The 16,712-nt window shown below is 66.7% G+C and carries 17 protein-coding genes; 1 reads left to right on the top strand and 16 read right to left on the bottom strand.

Features of this window, described 5'->3' with window-relative positions:
- Nucleotides 1-48 precede the first annotated feature (48 nt).
- From prmB to dapC, 6 genes are all read right to left on the bottom strand, one after another.
- Entirely contained in the window at nucleotides 49-942 is an 894-nt protein-coding gene (prmB, locus tag E1J61_RS23165) for a 50S ribosomal protein L3 N(5)-glutamine methyltransferase (protein ID WP_133096330.1), read from the bottom strand.
- A gap of 24 nt (nucleotides 943-966) precedes the next feature.
- Nucleotides 967-2,118 (bottom strand): succinyl-diaminopimelate desuccinylase, encoded by a 1,152-nt coding sequence (gene dapE, locus E1J61_RS23160; RefSeq protein WP_133096329.1) that lies wholly within the window; start codon nucleotides 2,116-2,118, stop codon nucleotides 967-969.
- A 47-nt stretch (nucleotides 2,119-2,165) separates the two neighbouring features.
- Entirely contained in the window at nucleotides 2,166-2,513 is a 348-nt protein-coding gene (locus E1J61_RS23155) for an arsenate reductase (RefSeq protein WP_133096328.1), read from the bottom strand.
- A gap of 25 nt (nucleotides 2,514-2,538) precedes the next feature.
- Nucleotides 2,539-2,898 carry a hypothetical protein gene (locus E1J61_RS23150; RefSeq protein ID WP_240745875.1) on the bottom strand — a complete coding sequence of 120 codons (360 nt, stop codon included), beginning with the start codon at nucleotides 2,896-2,898 and terminating at the stop codon, nucleotides 2,539-2,541.
- Nucleotides 2,899-3,052: 154 nt separating this feature from the next.
- Nucleotides 3,053-3,877, bottom strand: coding sequence for a 2,3,4,5-tetrahydropyridine-2,6-dicarboxylate N-succinyltransferase (dapD, locus tag E1J61_RS23145; RefSeq protein WP_029045838.1), 825 nt, complete (start codon nucleotides 3,875-3,877; stop codon nucleotides 3,053-3,055).
- 65 nt (nucleotides 3,878-3,942) lie between these two features.
- Nucleotides 3,943-5,145 (bottom strand): succinyldiaminopimelate transaminase, encoded by a 1,203-nt coding sequence (gene dapC, locus E1J61_RS23140; protein ID WP_133096326.1) that lies wholly within the window; start codon nucleotides 5,143-5,145, stop codon nucleotides 3,943-3,945.
- A gap of 205 nt (nucleotides 5,146-5,350) precedes the next feature.
- Between dapC and E1J61_RS23135 the strand changes: the two genes are divergently transcribed.
- Nucleotides 5,351-6,325 carry a DMT family transporter gene (locus tag E1J61_RS23135; RefSeq protein WP_133096325.1) on the top strand — a complete coding sequence of 325 codons (975 nt, stop codon included), beginning with the start codon at nucleotides 5,351-5,353 and terminating at the stop codon, nucleotides 6,323-6,325.
- 24 nt (nucleotides 6,326-6,349) lie between these two features.
- Here the strand turns inward: E1J61_RS23135 and E1J61_RS23130 are convergent, their stop codons facing one another.
- The 10 genes from E1J61_RS23130 to E1J61_RS23085 form a co-directional block, all read right to left on the bottom strand.
- Complete coding sequence (locus tag E1J61_RS23130) at nucleotides 6,350-6,937, bottom strand: SCO family protein (protein ID WP_133096324.1); 588 nt, start codon at nucleotides 6,935-6,937, stop codon at nucleotides 6,350-6,352.
- Nucleotides 6,934-9,102 carry a heavy metal translocating P-type ATPase gene (locus E1J61_RS23125; RefSeq protein ID WP_133096323.1) on the bottom strand — a complete coding sequence of 723 codons (2,169 nt, stop codon included), beginning with the start codon at nucleotides 9,100-9,102 and terminating at the stop codon, nucleotides 6,934-6,936. The genes E1J61_RS23130 and E1J61_RS23125 overlap by 4 nt, the downstream gene beginning before the upstream one ends.
- 11 nt (nucleotides 9,103-9,113) lie before the next feature.
- A complete protein-coding gene (locus E1J61_RS23120; RefSeq protein ID WP_133096322.1) occupies nucleotides 9,114-9,869 on the bottom strand; it encodes a sulfite exporter TauE/SafE family protein in 756 nt (251 codons plus the stop codon).
- A 263-nt stretch (nucleotides 9,870-10,132) separates the two neighbouring features.
- Nucleotides 10,133-10,342, bottom strand: a complete 210-nt coding sequence (locus E1J61_RS23115; protein WP_133096321.1) for a hypothetical protein — start codon at nucleotides 10,340-10,342, stop codon at nucleotides 10,133-10,135.
- Complete coding sequence (gene ccoS, locus E1J61_RS23110; RefSeq protein ID WP_133096320.1) at nucleotides 10,335-10,511, bottom strand: cbb3-type cytochrome oxidase assembly protein CcoS; 177 nt, start codon at nucleotides 10,509-10,511, stop codon at nucleotides 10,335-10,337. The genes E1J61_RS23115 and ccoS overlap by 8 nt, the downstream gene beginning before the upstream one ends.
- A gap of 15 nt (nucleotides 10,512-10,526) precedes the next feature.
- Nucleotides 10,527-12,242, bottom strand: a complete 1,716-nt coding sequence (locus tag E1J61_RS23105; protein ID WP_133096319.1) for a cbb3-type cytochrome c oxidase subunit II — start codon at nucleotides 12,240-12,242, stop codon at nucleotides 10,527-10,529.
- Complete coding sequence (locus tag E1J61_RS23100; protein ID WP_133096318.1) at nucleotides 12,239-13,669, bottom strand: cbb3-type cytochrome c oxidase subunit I; 1,431 nt, start codon at nucleotides 13,667-13,669, stop codon at nucleotides 12,239-12,241. The genes E1J61_RS23105 and E1J61_RS23100 overlap by 4 nt, the downstream gene beginning before the upstream one ends.
- Before the next feature lie 40 nt (nucleotides 13,670-13,709).
- On the bottom strand, nucleotides 13,710-14,171 hold the full coding sequence (locus E1J61_RS23095) for a hypothetical protein (RefSeq protein WP_207951243.1): 462 nt from the start codon (nucleotides 14,169-14,171) through the stop codon (nucleotides 13,710-13,712).
- A gap of 45 nt (nucleotides 14,172-14,216) precedes the next feature.
- On the bottom strand, nucleotides 14,217-15,344 hold the full coding sequence (locus tag E1J61_RS23090; RefSeq protein ID WP_133096317.1) for a metallophosphoesterase: 1,128 nt from the start codon (nucleotides 15,342-15,344) through the stop codon (nucleotides 14,217-14,219).
- A 58-nt stretch (nucleotides 15,345-15,402) separates the two neighbouring features.
- On the bottom strand, nucleotides 15,403-16,092 hold the full coding sequence (locus tag E1J61_RS23085) for a carboxypeptidase regulatory-like domain-containing protein (protein WP_205751632.1): 690 nt from the start codon (nucleotides 16,090-16,092) through the stop codon (nucleotides 15,403-15,405).
- Nucleotides 16,093-16,712 lie beyond the last annotated feature (620 nt).

Raw genomic sequence — 16,712 nt, 5'->3', positions numbered from 1 at the left:
CTCCCTCTCCCGCTTGCGGGATAGGGAGCACACATTTGGTGAGCTGATTTACCCCGGCAGCGCGTCGTATGTCAGCAAGAACACCTGCTCCTCGCCCGCGCTGACCGGCAGCCAGACGATTTCCAGGTCAGGGAAGGCGGCCTCCACATTGGCATGCTCGTTGCCGATTTCGACCACCAGCACGCCACCGGGATTCAGCCGCGCCTTGGCCCCGGCGATGATCCGCCGCACCACGTCCATGCCATCGTCACCGCCGGCCAGCGCGATGCGCGGCTCGGCCTGGTATTCCGCCGGCAGTGCCTGCATCGAGGCCTCGTTGACGTACGGCGGGTTGGTCAGGATCACGTCGTAGGTCGCGCCATGCGGCAGCGGCGCGTACAGGTCGCCTTCGTAGAGACGGATGCGGTCGTCCATCTTGTAGTCGGCGACGTTGCGGCGCGCCACGGCCAGCGCATCGGGCGAGATGTCGACGGTATCGATCTTCGCATTCGGCCACACGTGCGCGGCCAGGATCGGCAGGCAGCCCGAGCCGGTGCACAGCTCCAGCACCGGGCCGATCTGTCCGGTCTCGCCGACCCACGGCTCCAGCCCTTCCTGCAGCAGTTCGCCGATAAAGCTGCGCGGCACGATCACGCGCGAGTCCACGTAGAAGCGCAGGCCATGCATATAGGCTTCGTGCGTGATGTACGCGGCCGGCACGCGCTCGTTGACGCGGCGCTCGATTACCTTCAGCACGGCGTCGATTTCCTCGGGCAGCAGGCGCGCGTCGAGGAACGGGTCGAGCGTGTCGAGCGGCAGGTTCAGCGTGTGCAGCACCAGGTAGGCCGCCTCGTCATAGGCGTTGGCGCTGCCGTGGCCGAAGGACAGTCGCGCGGCGGTAAAGCGCGAGACCGCGAGGCGCAGCAGGTCGCGCACGGTGCGCAAGGGAGAGGGTGTTGCCATGTCAGTGTCTTTCGGCGAAAAAAATCAGGCGATCAGGCGTTCCAGCACGCCGCGATAAACATTCTTCAGCGGGTCGATGAAGCGCACCTCGACGTGCTCGTCGATCTTGTGGATGCTGGCATTGGGCGGGCCGAACTCGATCACCTGCGGGCAGATCTTGGCGATAAAGCGGCCGTCGGACGTGCCGCCGGTGGTCGACAGCTCGGTGTCGAAGCCGGTTTCGGCCTTGATTGCGGACGACAGCGCGTCGGACAGGTCGCCGCGCGGCGTCAGGAAGGGCTCTCCGCCCAGGGTCCAGTCCAGCGTGTATTCGAGGCTGTGGTGATCCAGGATCGCATGCACGCGCGCCTTCAGGCCTTCGGGCGTGCTCGCGGTCGAGAAGCGGAAATTGAAGTCGATGGTGACGTGGCCCGGGATCACGTTGGTGGCGCCGGTGCCGCCGTGGATATTCGACATCTGCCAGCTGGTCGGCGGGAAGTACTCGTTGCCTTCGTCCCAGACTTCGGCGGCGAGTGCGGCCAGCGCCGGGGCGGCGTCATGGATCGGGTTGCGGCCCAGGTGCGGGTAGGCGATATGGCACTGGATGCCCTTGACCGTCAGCTTGCCCGACAGCGAGCCGCGGCGGCCGTTCTTGACCATGTCGCCGAGCGCGTTGACCGAGGTCGGCTCGCCGATCACGCAGTAGTCCAGGCGCTCGCCGCGCGCGGTCAGCGCTTCGACGACCTTGATGGTGCCGTCATGCGCCGGGCCCTCTTCGTCGCTGGTGATCAGGAAACCGATCGAGCCGGCATGCGCGGGATGCGCCTTGACGAATTCCTCCACCGCCACCACGAAGCCGGCGATCGAGGTCTTCATGTCGGCCGCGCCGCGGCCGTATAGCTTGCCGTCGCGATGGGTTGGCTCGAACGGGTCGGAGTGCCACTGCTCCAGCGGGCCGGTCGGCACCACGTCAGTATGGCCGGCGAACACCAGCAGCTTGCCCGCCGTGCCCTGCGTGCCGCGCCGGACCGCCCACAGGTTGGTCACGCGGAAATCGTCCGGACCGCTGACGATGGCTTCGCAGTCGAAGCCAAGCGCCTTCAGGCGGGTTTCCAGGATGGCCTGGCAGCCTTCGTCGGCGGGCGTGACGGAGCGGCGGCGGATCAGGTCTTCGGTGAGGGCGAGGGTGGCGGTCATGTGACGGCGGCGAAAATCAGGGAAATCGGCAGGGGAATCGGGGGAAATCAGAACTGGCTGGCGTACTGGTCGGCGGAGAAACCCACCATCACCTTGCCAGCATGGGCCAGCACCGGTCGCTTGATCAGCGACGGGCTCTGCTGCATCAGCGCGATCGCGCCGGCTTCTTCCTCGGCGCGGGCCTTGTCCGCATCCGACAGCGCCCGATACGTGGTGCCCTTGCGGTTCAGCAGCGTGGCCAGCGGCACGTGCCTGAGCCAGCCGCGCAGCATGGCTTCATCCACGCCCTGCTTCTTGAAGTCGTGGAAGGTGTAGGCCACGCCGTTGGCGTCCAGCCAGGTGCGGGCTTTCTTGACGGTATCGCAGTTGGGAATGCCGTAGAGCAGGACGGTCATGGCTTGGTCTTTGTTGAATTCGGGCTCAGCGGAACAGCAGGTTCAGCGCAATCACCAGGCTGCCCAGGCCGAGCGCCACGCCACCCATGGCAACGGCGGTCATCAGGCGCAGGCGGCGGTCCAGCCGCGCGGCTTCCTTGCGCAGCGCTTCGATGGTGATGGCGTGCTGCTCGGCCAGCAGCTTGACCGCTTCGGCCTGCTGCACGGCGGCGGCTTCCAGTTCGGCAATGCGGGCGGCGGGATCGCGCGTCTCGGCCACGGCGCCTTCCGGCGCATCGTCCTTGCGCTTGCCTTTCTTGATCTTCTCGATGGTCTTGTTGGCCTGCTCGAGAATGGTGGGCAACAGGGAGAGCACGGTACTGACGGTGGCGGGATCCAGGGCCATGAGTCGCTTGCGGAGGGAAGGCATGTTGAGCCTGGCCAGGCGGGAGGTGACAGCGGGAACAGCGGTAACACGGGTATTGCGGTCCCGGGGACCGGCCCCGGGACGGGCTGGCGCAGCGAGGCCGCGCCAGCGCGGTCAGACCGATCAGACGCGATCAGTCACGCAGCAGGTCGTTCAGGCTGGTCTTGGCGCGGGTCTGCGCGTCGACCTTCTTCACGATCACGGCGCAGTACAGGCTGTACTTGCCATCCTTGGACGGCAGGTTGCCCGCCACCACCACCGAACCGGCCGGCACGCGGCCATAGTGGATCTCGCCGGTTTCGCGGTCGTAGATCTTGGTCGATTGGCCCAGGTACACGCCCATCGAGATCACCGAGTTCTCTTCGACGATCACGCCTTCCACGACTTCCGAACGGGCGCCGATGAAGCAGTTGTCTTCGATGATGACCGGGTTGGCCTGCAGCGGCTCCAGCACGCCACCGATGCCAACGCCGCCCGACAGGTGCACGTTCTTGCCGATCTGCGCGCACGAACCGACGGTGGCCCAGGTGTCGACCATGGTGCCCTCATCGACATAGGCGCCGATGTTGACGTACGACGGCATCAGCACCGCGTTCTTCGCGATGAACGAACCGCGGCGGGCCACTGCGGGCGGCACCACGCGGAAGCCAGCCTTGGCGAAGTCGTCGCCGCTCCAGTTGGCGAACTTGGTCGGCACCTTGTCGTAGAACTGGGCGAAGCCGCCGGCGCTCATCGGCGCGTTGTCTTCCAGGCGGAACGACAGCAGCACGGCCTTCTTGACCCACTGGTTGACGATCCAGTCCTTGCCTTGCTTCTCGGCCACGCGCAGCGTGCCGGCATCCAGTTGGCCGATGACGTTGGCAACGGCTTCGCGGATATCGTTGGGGGCGGACTTGGGCGACAGGCTGGTGCGGTCTTCCCAGGCCTGGTCGATCAGGGCTTGCAGTGCTTGCGTCATGTTCGTTTTCTCAGGGTTGAATATTGATGCGTGGGTCTGGCCAATGCGGTGGGCGAGGCAGCGCCTCAGCCCAGCGACTTGCAGAATTCGACGATGCGGCGCGCGCCTTCGAGGCATTCCTCCGGCGTAGCCACCAGCGCCATGCGCACGCGGTTGGCACCCGGGTTGATGCCGTCGGCTTCGCGCGCCAGGTAGCTGCCGGGCAGCACGGTCACGTTCTGCCCGGCCAGCAGGCGCGCGGCGAACTCGGTATCGCTCAGGCCGGTGCGCGAGACATCGGCCCACAGGTAGAAGCCGGCGTCGGGCAGCGCCACATCCAGCACCTCGGCCAGCATCGGCGTCACTTCGCTGAACTTGCGCACGTAGGCCGCGCGGTTCTCGCGCACGTGACCCTCATCGTTCCAGGCGGCGATGCTGGCGCTCTGCACCGCCGGGTTCATCGCGCCGCCGTGGTAGGTACGGTATAGCAGGAATTTCTTCAGCAGCGCGGCGTCGCCGGCGACAAAGCCGGAGCGCAGCCCCGGCACGTTGGAGCGCTTGGACAGGCTGGAGAACATCACCAATCGCTCGAAGCTCCGGCCAAGCCTGTGCGCGGCTTCCAGTGCACCCAGCGGCGCGCAGCCTTCGTCGAAATAGATCTCCGAGTAGCACTCGTCCGACGCGATCACGAAGCCGTAGCGGTCCGACAGCGCGAACAGCTGCTGCCAGTCATCCAGCGACAGCACGGCGCCGGTCGGGTTGCCCGGGGTGCAGACGAACAGCAGCTGGACCTTCTTCCAGACGTCGTCGCTAATACGGCCGAACGCCGGGGCGAAGTTGCGCGCCGGGTCGCTGTTGGCGAACACGGGCGTGGCGCCGGCCAGCAGCGCGCCGCCTTCATAGATCTGGTAGAACGGGTTCGGGCACATCACCAGCGCGCCCGGCCGGGTGCCATCGACCACGGTCTGGGCGAAGGCGAACAGTGCCTCGCGCGAGCCGGTCACCGGCAGCACCTCGGTGGCGGCATTGACCTTGGGCAGCCCGTAGCGGCGTTCCAGCCAGCCGGCGATGCACTGTCGGAGTGCATCGGAACCAGCGGTGGTGGGATAATTCGCCAGTCCCGAAAGCGACTCGGCCAGCGCTTGCTTGATGAATTCGGGCGTCGGGTGCTTGGGTTCGCCGATGCCGAAGCTGATCGCCGGCTTGTCCGCCGCAGGCGTCACCTGCGAAAAGAGTACCCGCAGTTTCTCGAACGGGTAGGGCTGGAGCAGGTCGAGGCGCGGATTCACGGTAGCAGTCGGGGCCGGTTAAAACGACGCATTATAGAGGAACGGCGCGGGTTACCGTGCACCGGAGCCGCCCGCGCGGCCGGCCGGGGCGCGGATGGCGGGCATCACTTCGCAGTGATGCCGCCGGCGCCGTCCGGACTTGCCTGCTCGCCCGTCTCCGCATTACGGCAGCAGGCGCCGGCTCGCCTCAAACAGAATTCCCTTCATGAGCACGAAAACCATTACACCCATTACGGCGCAGGCTGCGCCGGCCGACCGCCATGCGGTCAAGGCGTCTCTTTCCATCCTGCTGGGGGCCTCGGTCTGGGGCATCGCCTGGTTTCCGTACCGCGTGCTGGCCGGCTGGGGGCTGGGTGGCATGCACGCCGCCGCGCTGGTCAGCGCGGTCGCCGCGGTGCTGTCGCTGCTGGCATTCCGCCGCCAGCTGGCCGGGCTGCGCCCGCACTGGCTCTTTGTCGCGGTCGGGCTGGCAGCCGGCGTGACCAACGCCGGCTTTGTCTGGGGCAGCGTCAACGGCCATGTCATGCGCGTGCTGCTCCTGTTCTACCTGACGCCAGTCTGGACCGCGCTGTTCGCCCGGCTGTTCCTGGGCGAGCGGCTCTCGCCGGCGGGGCTGGGCCTGGTGGCGCTGGCCCTGTTTGGCGCCGGGCTGATGCTGTGGACGCCCGAAGTCGGCGTGCCGCTGCCGGGCAACGCCGCGGAATGGTCGGGGCTGATCGGCGGCATGGGCTTTGCCGTCAACAACGTGCTGTCGCGCCGGGCCGGCCAGCGCTTTCCCGACACGGATGCGCGCGTGCGTACCGTGGTGGTGTACCTCGGCTGCACCGTGATCGGCGTGCCGGCGGCACTGTTGCTTGACGGTACCTCGGTGGCGATCGTGCCGGGCGCGCAGGTCAGCGTCGCCATCCTGGTGCTGGGCCTGGCCGCGGTGCTGGTGGTCAGCAACTCGGTGGTGCAATACGGCCTGCAGCGGCTGCCGGCCAACCGGGTGTCGCTGCTGATGCTGTTCGAGGTCGTGATCGCGGCGGTATCGGCGTGGTGGCTGGCGACCGAGGTGCTGAGCTGGAAGGAAGCGGCCGGCGGGCTGTGCATCATCGCTGCCGGCGCCCTGTCGGGGCTGGTGCACCGCAGCCGGCCGGCGCGTGCTTCGGCAGTGGCTGACGCCGGGCTGGCAGCTTAGGTCGTCGCCTTTGCGGCGTATGAATCACTTGCGCACGCGTGCTTTCAGATAGGCGGCGGTCAGCAGCGGCACGTCGAACGGCGGCAGGAACTGTCCGCGTACCGTGGCATCCGGCCCGACCAGGATCAGCGACCCGGGATAGGCTGCGTTGGCGGCAGGCGGCACGCCCGGCCTGGCGCCGAGATCGTCGATCATTCGCGCCAGCGTCTGCGGGCTGCCGGTGGCGCCCATGAAGCGGGCGTCGTACGGGGCAAGGTAGCGCCGCAGGGCGTCCGGGGTATCGCGCTGCGGGTCCAGCGAGATGAACAGCACCTGCGTGGTGGCAAGCTTCTGCGTCGTGCTGATGCGCTGGTACAACCCGGTCAGCGCCGTCAGCGCAGCGCCGCACGGTGCTCCGCAATGGGTGTCGCCCAGCAGCACGAGGGTCCAGCGGCCTTGCAGCTGCGCCTGGGTAAATGCGCGGCCATTCTGGTCGGTGAGGCTGAAATCGCCCACCGGCCAGCCGCGCGACGACAGGTCGGTGTGCTGGGTCTCGTTGTGCGTGGCCGGCGCAAGGCCCGGCAGTGCGACGGCGAAAAGGCACGCGGCCAGCCTGGCCAGCCATCGGTTCATGGTGAAACTCCCTGTCCGGATCGCAATGCAGCGGGATGGCCCGGTGCCGTGGCGCCTGCGCGCTCGGCAGTGCCTGCATTCGCTTCGGCAGTTGCGCTGGCACGCCACGAGCGCATCGCCACGAGCACGCTGGAACCGGCCATCAGCACCGCCGCGAGCACCGGTTGCAGCAGCCCGCCGGCGGCCAGCGCCAGCGCGATCGCGTTGTAGCCGAAGGCCCAGGCCAGGTTGGCCCGGACCGTGCGGCGTACCTGGCGCGCCTGCTGCAACAGCCACGGCAGGCTGGCCAGGCCCGAGCGCGGCAGCACGACGTCCGCGCTTTCGCGCGCCAGGTCGGAGGCGTTGCCCACGGCGATGCCGACGGAGGCAGCCGCCAGCACCGGGCTGTCGTTAAGGCCATCGCCGACCATGGCGACCAGCCCTGTGCCGGCAGCCCAGTCGCGCAGGGCAAGCACCTTGTCCTGCGGCAGCAGCCTGGCCTGCCACGCATCGATATGCAAATCGCCGGCCAGTGCCGCCACCGCGTGCGGATTGTCGCCGCTCAGCAGCAGCGTGCGCAGGCCCTGGCGCTGCATCTCGCCGATCACGTCGCCAACATGCGGCATCGGCAGCGTGCGCAGCGCGATCAGTCCGTGCGCCTGGCCCTCCCAGCCAACCAGTACCAGCGTGCATCCCAGTGGCGCCGTAGCCAGCAGGGCAGGTGGCACGTGCCAACCGAGCGTGCCGAGGAACGCGGGCGATCCCAGCGCGCAGTCCATGCCATCGAATCGACCGCACAGGCCCTCGCCGGCATTGGCCTCGACTTCGTTGGAGGCCACGGGCGGCGATGCCGCGGCGCGGGCCATGGCGGCAATCGCGCGGGCCGCCGGATGGTCCGAAGCCTGCGCAAGCGCAGCCGCCACGCGCAGGACTTCCGCATGGCTGGCGCCTGCTGTCTGCATGCCGACAGGGTGCAGCGTGTCGGCCGTCAGCGTGCCGGTCTTGTCGAAGGCAATGCCCTTGAGCCGTGCCAGCCGTTCCAGCACGTCGCCGCCGCGCACGAGAATGCCGCGTTGTGCAGCCAGTCCGATCGCCAACGCATGCGTGAGGGGGGCTGCGAGTCCCAGCGAGCACGGGCACGCCACCACCAGCACGGCCAGTCCGGCCAGCATCGCGGCGTCCGCCACCTGCGCCGGAGCGCCTGCCCGGCTGCCCCAGAACCACGCGCTGGCCGCGGCCAGCGCCAGCACGCCCGGGATGAACAAGGCAATGATGCGGTCGACGGTGTCGCCCGCCAGCGATTTGCGCGCCAGCGCTTCACGCACCTGCCGGCCGATCTGCTGCCACCGGGTCTGCGAGCCGGCCACCGTGGCACGGACCAGCAGCGGGCGGCTGCCGTTGATGCTGCCGGCGTGCACCAGCGCCCCCGGTGGCTTGAACTGCGGCTCGCTCTGCCCGGTCAGGACGGCTTCGTCGCACTCCGAGCGGCCATCGACGACGATGCCGTCGACGGGCACGCGTTCGCCCGGCAGTATCCGCACCAGTTCGCCCGGCCGGATGTCGACGACGGCGCGCCAGCCTTCGGTGCCGCCCTCGACCACGCGCGCCTCGGCGCGTTCAGCCGCCAGCATCGGCGCGAGGCGGCGCGCGGTGCGTACGCGCACCTGCGCCTCAAGCAGGCGGCCCAGCGTAAACAGCAGCAGCACCATGGCGGCGGTGTCGAAATAGACCTGGCTCGAACCGCGCGATACCTGCCAACCTGAGTAGCAGTAGGCGGCGAGCACGCCGATGCAGACCAGGGTGTCGGTCGACAGCCGTCCCTGCCGCATGGCCTGCCACGCGCCTTCGGCAAATGGCCGCCCGAGCAGCAGCACCAGCGGCGTCGCCAGCGCCCACAGCAGCCAGTGAACCGGGCCACGCAGCCACGCTTCGTCGCCGGTAAACGCATCGGCGTAGAGCAGCCAGCTGAACAACATGACGTTCATGGCGAGAAACCCGCCGACGCCGAACCGGATCAGCGCGGCGGCGGCCTGCGGTTCCTCGTGCTCGCCATGGTGAACCTGATAAGCCAGGCAGCAGCCATAGCAGCAGAACCAGTGCGCTTCACCGTCCAGCTCGCGCTGCTGGCCCAGCCGTCCGACCGGCAACTGGCAGTGACTGCAGGCGTGCGAGGTTTCGATGGGCATAGGCGGCTTGTCTAATGCAGGTGGGCGCTCATCGGCACCACGCCGCGCGCGAGCGTGATCAGGCCGAGCAGGACGATGAACGCGCCGGCGGCGCGCACACCCTGCATGCGCCAGCCCGGGCGCGCCGCAGGCGCAGGCAGGAAGCTGGCGATGACGGGCTGCACCGGGATGCCCGCAGGCCGAGGCCGCGCGCGCCACCAGAGCCCGAGGCCACCCATCGCCAGCATGGTGGGCAAGGTGCCGAGCCCGAACGCGAGCATGATCTGCAGGCCGCCCAGTGCGGTGCCGCTGGCCGCCGCCTGCGCGGCAAAGGCGTAGACCAGCGGGCAGGGGAGAAAGCCGTTCAGCACGCCAAATGCCAGCGGCGCGCCAGGTCCGGGCCGGCGCAGCAAGGTGCGCAGCGATTGCGCCAGCCACTGCGCGCCCCCACCGCCCAGCGCATGGCCGCCTCGGCCGAGGAGCCCGGCCAGGTTCAGCCCGATCAACAGCATCAGCAGCCCGGACAGGATGGCCAGCCCGCGCTGCACCATGCTGGCCATGCTGCTTTCACCGGAGTGCCCGACGAGCAGCATGCCGAGATAGCCGGCCAGCGTGCCAAGGAACGCATAGCTGCCGATGCGGCCCAGGTTGTAGCCCAGGTGCCGCAGCAAGGTGGCAACGCGTCCGCCGGGCGCGGGGCCCAGGCCGCAGGCAAAGCCGCCGCACATGCCGGCGCAGTGCATGCTGCCGGCGACGCCTGCCAGGAAGACCAGCCACAGGTCGCTCATGGCCTCTCCCGCTACTTGCGTAACGCCAGGTAGGCCACCCAGGCAAAGAAGCCAACCGTCATGATGACGAAGATCCAGAAGGCGATCGCTTCGGCAAGGGTCATGACCGGCTCCGCTTATAGGCTTATAGGAACTGCAGGCCGAGCACGTTCAGCGCGAGTTCGCCGAACAGGAAGGCCAGGTTCAGCAGGGCCAGCGCGAGCAGCAGTCTCGGTATCATGGTCGGCTCCGATGGTATGGCGGACGGTCGGCGGGCGGTTGGCTTAGCGCGTCAGGTCCAGCCCTGGCCCGAGCCCGCCCCAGTAGGCATAGCCGTAGTACAACGCCCAGACGAACAACACCAGGTAGACCACCAGCAGCCACACATTGATGCGGCCATGCCGCGCCTGGATATGGCCGCCGCCGTAGTCTTGGGTCTGCCGGTGATGCGGCTCTTCCGGCACGGCGGGCGGGCTGTCGCGTTCATCATTCATGGCCGGATGCCTCCGCTTCGTCGTCCTTGACTTCGGCCCGGTAGGCCTTGTACTTGATGGCTTCGACGTCTTCGAACAGCCCCGACAGCACGGCCCAGATAAACACGCAGACCGCGCCGAGGCTCATGAAGAAGGCCACCACGAATTGCAGCAAGGTGAGTTCGGCCATGCTCGTTCCCTCTGGCTAGCGCTCGTCGGCAAATGCGAAACCATGCCGCCTGGCCCACGCCTCGCCGGCATAGGTGCTTGGCTGGCCGGGCTGTCCCGATTGGCCCGCCGCCGGCGCGCGATAGGCGTGGCGCGATTCGTCGGCGCGCAGGCCGGGGTCGTTCAGCGCGGCTTTCTGCCCGGGCGGGATCGGCAGCGGCTGGCCGGTCAGGGGATCGGTGTAGGCCGACAGCGACAGGACAAAGTAGGCCAACGCCCAGCGATCGTCTTCGGACACCGTGTCGCTGAACGACGGCATCGGCGTGCCGGACAGCCCCGTGCTCATGGTGCGGAAGATGTCCTTCACCGATGCCCCGGACTTGAACTGCCCGGTGGTCAGGTTGGCCGGCGGGATCGGGAAGCCGAAATCGTCCTCGAGTCCGGCCGCCTTTTCGCCATCGCCCTTGCCGGTGCGCCCGTGGCATTCCCAGCATTTGGCGCGGTCCCAGGCCTGCTTGCCGCGCTGGATCAGTTCGGCCGAGGGCTTGGGCGGCACGCCGATAAAGATCGGCGCGAGCGGCGGCTCTTCGAGGAAGTAGAAGTAGGGCTTGTCGGGATTGCTGCGGTCGGCCGCCAGTACGTACTTGATGTACTGGATCACTGCCAGCCGGTCTTTTTCCGGAAGTTCGTGCCAGCTCGGCATCGCGGTGCCGCGCACGCCGCGCGTGATGGTGCGCAGCAGGTCGCCGTCATCCGGCATGGAGCCGGACGGCGTGAGGCGGAACTTGAACACGCCCAGCGTGAAATTGCGCGGGCGGTCCTTCTGCATGAACGCGGCGGCCGGTCCGTTGCCATCGCCCTTGACGCCATGGCAGCCCAGGCAGCGACGCTCATACACGTTCTTGCCGTGCGCGATCCACTCCTCCGAACGCGGGATGCTCGTCTGCGAGGCCTCCATCTGCTGCGGCTCGAAGCGGTCACGCCACTTGCCGCGGTTGGTGCCCAGCTTTTGCAGGTAGGCCACCAGCGCGCGCAGGTCTTCCGTGTCGGCGATCAGGATCACGGTCTCGCCTGTGAATTCCTTGTTGGGGGTCAGGATCACGGGGTACTTCCCCCGCTCCGGGACATAGAGCAGGCCGGCCTGGTTGGGCGTCAGCGTGATGGTCTCGCTGCTGCCGAAATCGAACAGCTGCCGGGTCGCGGGCGTGTTCTCGACGGTGCGGCGCCCCTGCTGGTCGGTCACCAGCCGTGCGGTGTGCGGCTCGGAGAACAGCGCGGTGAAGCGCGGCATAATCGAGTCGGGCGACAACATGCGCGGATCCCAGAAGTGCGCCAGGTGCCAGGCATCGCTGAACTTCAGGCCGACGCGCGAGAGATCCGGGCCGATGCGCCGCGTCGAGAACAGGTGCGGCAGGTCAAACGCGTATTCGCCGGCCTGGGAGACCGGGCCCCAGCGCCGGGTCTCGCCGGTGACCGGGCGCACGAACTGCGAGTGGCAGTACCAGCAGCCTTCGCGCGTATAGACCTCGCGGCCCCGCAACTGCAGCGGCGTGTAGTCGGTGGCGCGTGCTTCCGTCCATTTCAGTTCGCCCAGGTCGGTGCGCACCACCTGGGTGACCTTGTCGGTGCGCGACTGCGGCTCCAGCATCGGCAGCACGCCCTGCACGAAGGCGGCCAGCGAGAGGCAGCCGAACCCCGCGATCAGTGCATAGAAGCGCAGGCCATAGCGGCCATCGGGGCGGCGCGGGGTCATGTTGACGCTCCGCGTGCGGCGCCCGTGGCGCTCGGTGCCGTGGCGGGCTCGGCCGCCATCACGGTGCGCATCAGGTTGTAGACCAGCAGCGACATGCCGATGTCCATCGAGATGCCGGCAGTCGTGCGCACCAGCCAGTAGGGCCGGATGGCTACCAGCGAGTCCAGCCATTCCACGCCCGCCATCAGCATGTAGCCCTGCTGCAGGCCGGCCATGGTCAGGTCCAGTCCCATCAGGCTGATGCCGAAGGTGATCAGCCAGAACGACCAGTTGCCGAGCCGCGCCGACCATAGCGGCCGCGCCACCAGCCTGGGTATCACGTAGACCGTGCCGCCGATGGCCCACACCACGAAGGTGCCGAATACCGTCAGGTGCGAGTGCGAGATGACGAAATCGCTGAAATGCGTTGGCTGCTGGATCGCGCGCAGGGCCTCGGTCGAGCCCTGGAAGCAGCCCGCGAGGTACATCAGCGAACCCATGATCAGGAATTTGGCGGTCAGGTTCTGGGTGAAGGTGTGCCAGCGGCCCATCATGGTGCCGAAGAAATTCTGCAACACCGTCCAGACCGGCACGATCAGCAGCATCGAGGTGATGATCGCCAGCGTCTCGGCCCAGTCGGCGATGGGGCTGTACAGGTAATGGTGGATGCCGACGAAGGGATAGAACAGCGCCAGCGACCAGAACCCCACCAGCGACAGCTTGTGGCTGTAGACCGGGTTCTGCACGCTCGCCGGCAGGAAATAGTAGATCAGCACGTAGCCGGCAGGCGTGATCCACAGCCCCACGATGTAGTGGATGAACAGGCCGTGGAAGGCGGCGCTGTTGATGCCGGTGATGGTGTACGGCAGGATAAAGCTGCCGAGTACCAGGTTCATCACGGTCCAGACAAAGGCGCCGATCAGGTACCACACTGCCACATAGAGTTGCGGCTCGCGCCGGTGCGCGATCGTCATCAGGAACTGCACGGTGGTGACCGTCACCACGAAGAAGATGATGGCGTCGATCGCAAGCGGGAATTCGCCGGCCTCCAGGCCCTGGTTGTAGCCGAGCATCAGCGACGCCATGCCGGCAACCAGGCCCAGGTTCCACAGCCATACCAGCCAGTGTCCCCACCGGCCTTTCCATACCGGCACGCCGCACAGGCGCGGCAGCAGGTAGTAGCACAAGCCGATGAACAGCGTGGAGAAGGCGCCAAAGATCACGCCATTGACATGCATCGGCCGCAAGCGGCCGAAAGTCAGGTATTGCGAGGTCCCCAGGTAGTCTGGGAAGTTGAACAGGCTGGAGATGGTCACGCCGATGCTGGGCGTGAACATCAGCCAGAACAATCCCCAGTAGAGCCACTTGAGAATAAGCCCGCGGTCGATCAGCGAATCCAGGTCAGGAAATGCTTCGGATGGGTCCGATGTCGCGCGGGCGGCAGTCATATGCTTTTATCTCCCTTCGTTATCGCAGCCGGCCACGCGCTCAGTGCCTGCCTGGATCGAGCTTGCTGTTGCGGTTCGAGTAGTAGATGTAGGCCTCGAGCGCTTTCATGGCGGGCCCGTTGGGGTCGATCTTCTCGCCTTCGTTGGGTTTCTCGATGCACCAGTTGATCATGTCCCGCAGCGTGGCGAACTCGTTCATCTGTTCCTGGAACTTGGGAAACTCATGCGGATGGGTGTCCGACGCATAGGGGTGGCACATGGCGCAGGCAACACCGGTGTTCGACAGCTTGACGTTCAGCCGCTGCTGCGCACCGGGATCGCCGTGGAACAGCTGGTCGCCGACCTTCACCTGTTCCATGAACACCTCTTCAAACGCTTTCAGCTGATCTGCCGTGTGGGGTTCCTTGTGCGCCATCGGCTGGTCGCTGTCGTAGCCGAGCAGCAGCAACACGGCTACCCCAGCCGCCAGGGCCCGGGCATGCCATTTGTCGTTCTTCATCATTCGCTCCTCACGCATTTCTGCGCCGGATCAGGGGTGCCGGCCGGGCTAGATCCGATCGGCCACGCGCGGGCTGAGCACCTGGTTGCGGTTGTCCTCAGTGCCGGAATCCGCCGGCTGGTCGGCGAAGACCGTCTTGCGCCACATCTTGTATTCGTTCTCCACCCGTCCCTGCGGGGTCATGGTCAGCGTGCTCCAGCCCACGCCGTCGAAGTGATCGCCCGGATCGGCGCGAATCATCGGCTTGGTCAGCAGCGGCACGCCTTCCGGCGCGTAGGGCCATGGCCACGACGTGGCCAGCATGCCGATCGAGCGCACCTTGCCGATCTCGTTGTAGAGCACCTGGTGCGTATGACCGTGGATATTGGTGACGTTGGCGTAGGGCTTGAGGATTTCATGCGCCTCGCGCCAGTCGCGGATCCAGAAATTCCAAGGCGGGTAGTACTCGTACAGCGGCGTATGCGTGAACAGGATGACCGGGCTGCTCTTGGGCCAGTTCGACAGCGTGCTGTTGAGCCAGCGCATTTGCTTTTCGCCGATCGCCGACCAGGCACCACCCAGCGTGCCGTCGAGCGTGGCCATATGTCCCATGCGCTCTTTCGGCGTCATCTTGCGTGCCGTCCAGAAGTCAGGTGCGGCAGCGACCGTATTCAGGCCGATCACGCGCACGCCTTTGTGGTCGAAGGTCCAGGGCGTGTTGCCGAAGGTCTTGTTCCAGGTCGACCCCATGTCGAGGTACCAGTCGTGCTCGCCCGGGATGAAGACCTTGCGGACCTTCACTTCCTTCAGCAGTTCGGCGCCGAGTTGCAGCTCGACAGGATCGCCCAGCTGCGCCAGGTCGCCGCCGAAGATCATGAAGTCAGCCGGCGGATTCATCGCCTGCACTTCCTTGAAGGCGCGCACCGTCTTTTCCACGAAGCGGGAGTTGAGCTCCCTCGGATAAAGGTGCGTGTCGGAGACCCAGGCAAAGCGGAAGCTCTGCCCGGTTTGCCCGTAGGCCACCTCAAGAGTGTTCAGGAGCGGGAAGAACCCGCATGCGGCGGCGCCCGCAACGCCTTTGAGCAGCGCCTGGTGCAGGAAGGTGCGGCGCGTCCATACTGCTGCGCCTTCCGGGCGATCGCCCGGACCGGCCAGGGTCCGGTGCAACTCGCGTCGTTCGAGTTGGAATGAGTTCATCTGGCGGTCCTCCGCCCCCCGGGGGATGATGAAGTTGGCAGCGGCGAAACTGAACGCGCTATTTCTTTTTCAGTTCGATCGAGAGTTTCGCGGTCTGGCCGCCGGCTACCGTGACTGGCGTCTCGGTATCGCCGGTGTAGTACTGCGTGGCAACCAGGGTGTAATTGCCTGGTGGAACGTCGTCGATGCGGAAGCTGCCGTCTTCGCCGGTCAGCGCGTAGTACGGGCTATCGGCGACATAGATGTGGGCCAGCATCCAGCCGTGCGCGTCGCACTCGACCCGGACCAGCCCGGGCCGCGGAAGTTCGCGCGTGATCTTGACCCCTTTCTCGGGTAGCGCAAGGTTGAATGCCGTGCGCTGTCCGTAGAAGCCGTGGGTGTTGTGCAGTATTGGATCAGAGCTGGTGACTTCAAGCTTGCCGGCTCGGATCACCTGCACGGCAGGCTTGAAAATGCAGTGTTCCTGGTCGAGCACCGGGATCTTGTCGGGGGTACCCCAGGCCTTCCCTTTGGGCACTTCCTTCAGGTACACGACGGCATCCTGGACGCCTTTGCCGGCGCCCACGCGGATCTGTGGTTCATCGCGCGGGCCGCCGCAGACTTCGCGGTCCTTGGTGGGGATGATCTTGCGGATCGGGACGGTGCCCTGGAAAGTGACCTTGCCTTCGATCTTGCCGCCCCCGCTGACCGGGGCGACTTCATAGGCAAAGGTGGGGACGCTGAACAGGCTGAGTACTGCCAGTTGCATGCAGCAAGCTTTGCGAAGAAAGAAACACATGCTGTTTCCCCGCCTTTCAGCGCCATGCGGTGCGCTCGCTCTTGTTGTTCCCCCCGGACATGCAAGGCGCAGCAGGATGCTATGGGTTGTCGCTGAAGCATAGTACGCAGGCTGCCCAATGCAAAGTGCAACGGACATTTGGTGCGGCAGCACGTGATGGGACGGACGCAGCCAGCCAGCGTGCGCTTGACAGTGCGTACTACCGTGGCCCGCTGTCGCTGCTGCAAGTCGCGTACAGCCACCTCAAGGCCTACGAGGCCCATCGGAGCCACTTTCGATAAACGAGGCAGACACCAGCAGGGTAGAACAGGCGGCGGTCACCGCGGACGCGCTCTAGCTCGATTGCCGGGTAATTGATGTCGCTGATGGACCACGGCCGGGCGGCCGCCGACAGTTCACGCATGCCTGGTCCTCCTGGAAATTGCCGCAAGGGCAGGGCTTCGGGGGGCTTTCATGGTGCGCGGCTCCCGGAGCGAGTCCGGGATCACGGCGACAGTGCAGAGACTAGCATTTACCCTAATTAGTTTCCCGGCCACGTCACAGGCGTGCCGGCCGGGCACGCCGCCGATGAATGCCAAAGTGCTTGCGGA

This window comes from Cupriavidus sp. L7L (genome assembly GCF_004353535.1).
In the GTDB taxonomy this organism is placed as follows: domain Bacteria; phylum Pseudomonadota; class Gammaproteobacteria; order Burkholderiales; family Burkholderiaceae; genus Cupriavidus; species Cupriavidus oxalaticus_A.
Note: the sequence above shows the minus strand (reverse complement) of the source record. Positions and strands in the feature narration are given on the sequence as shown.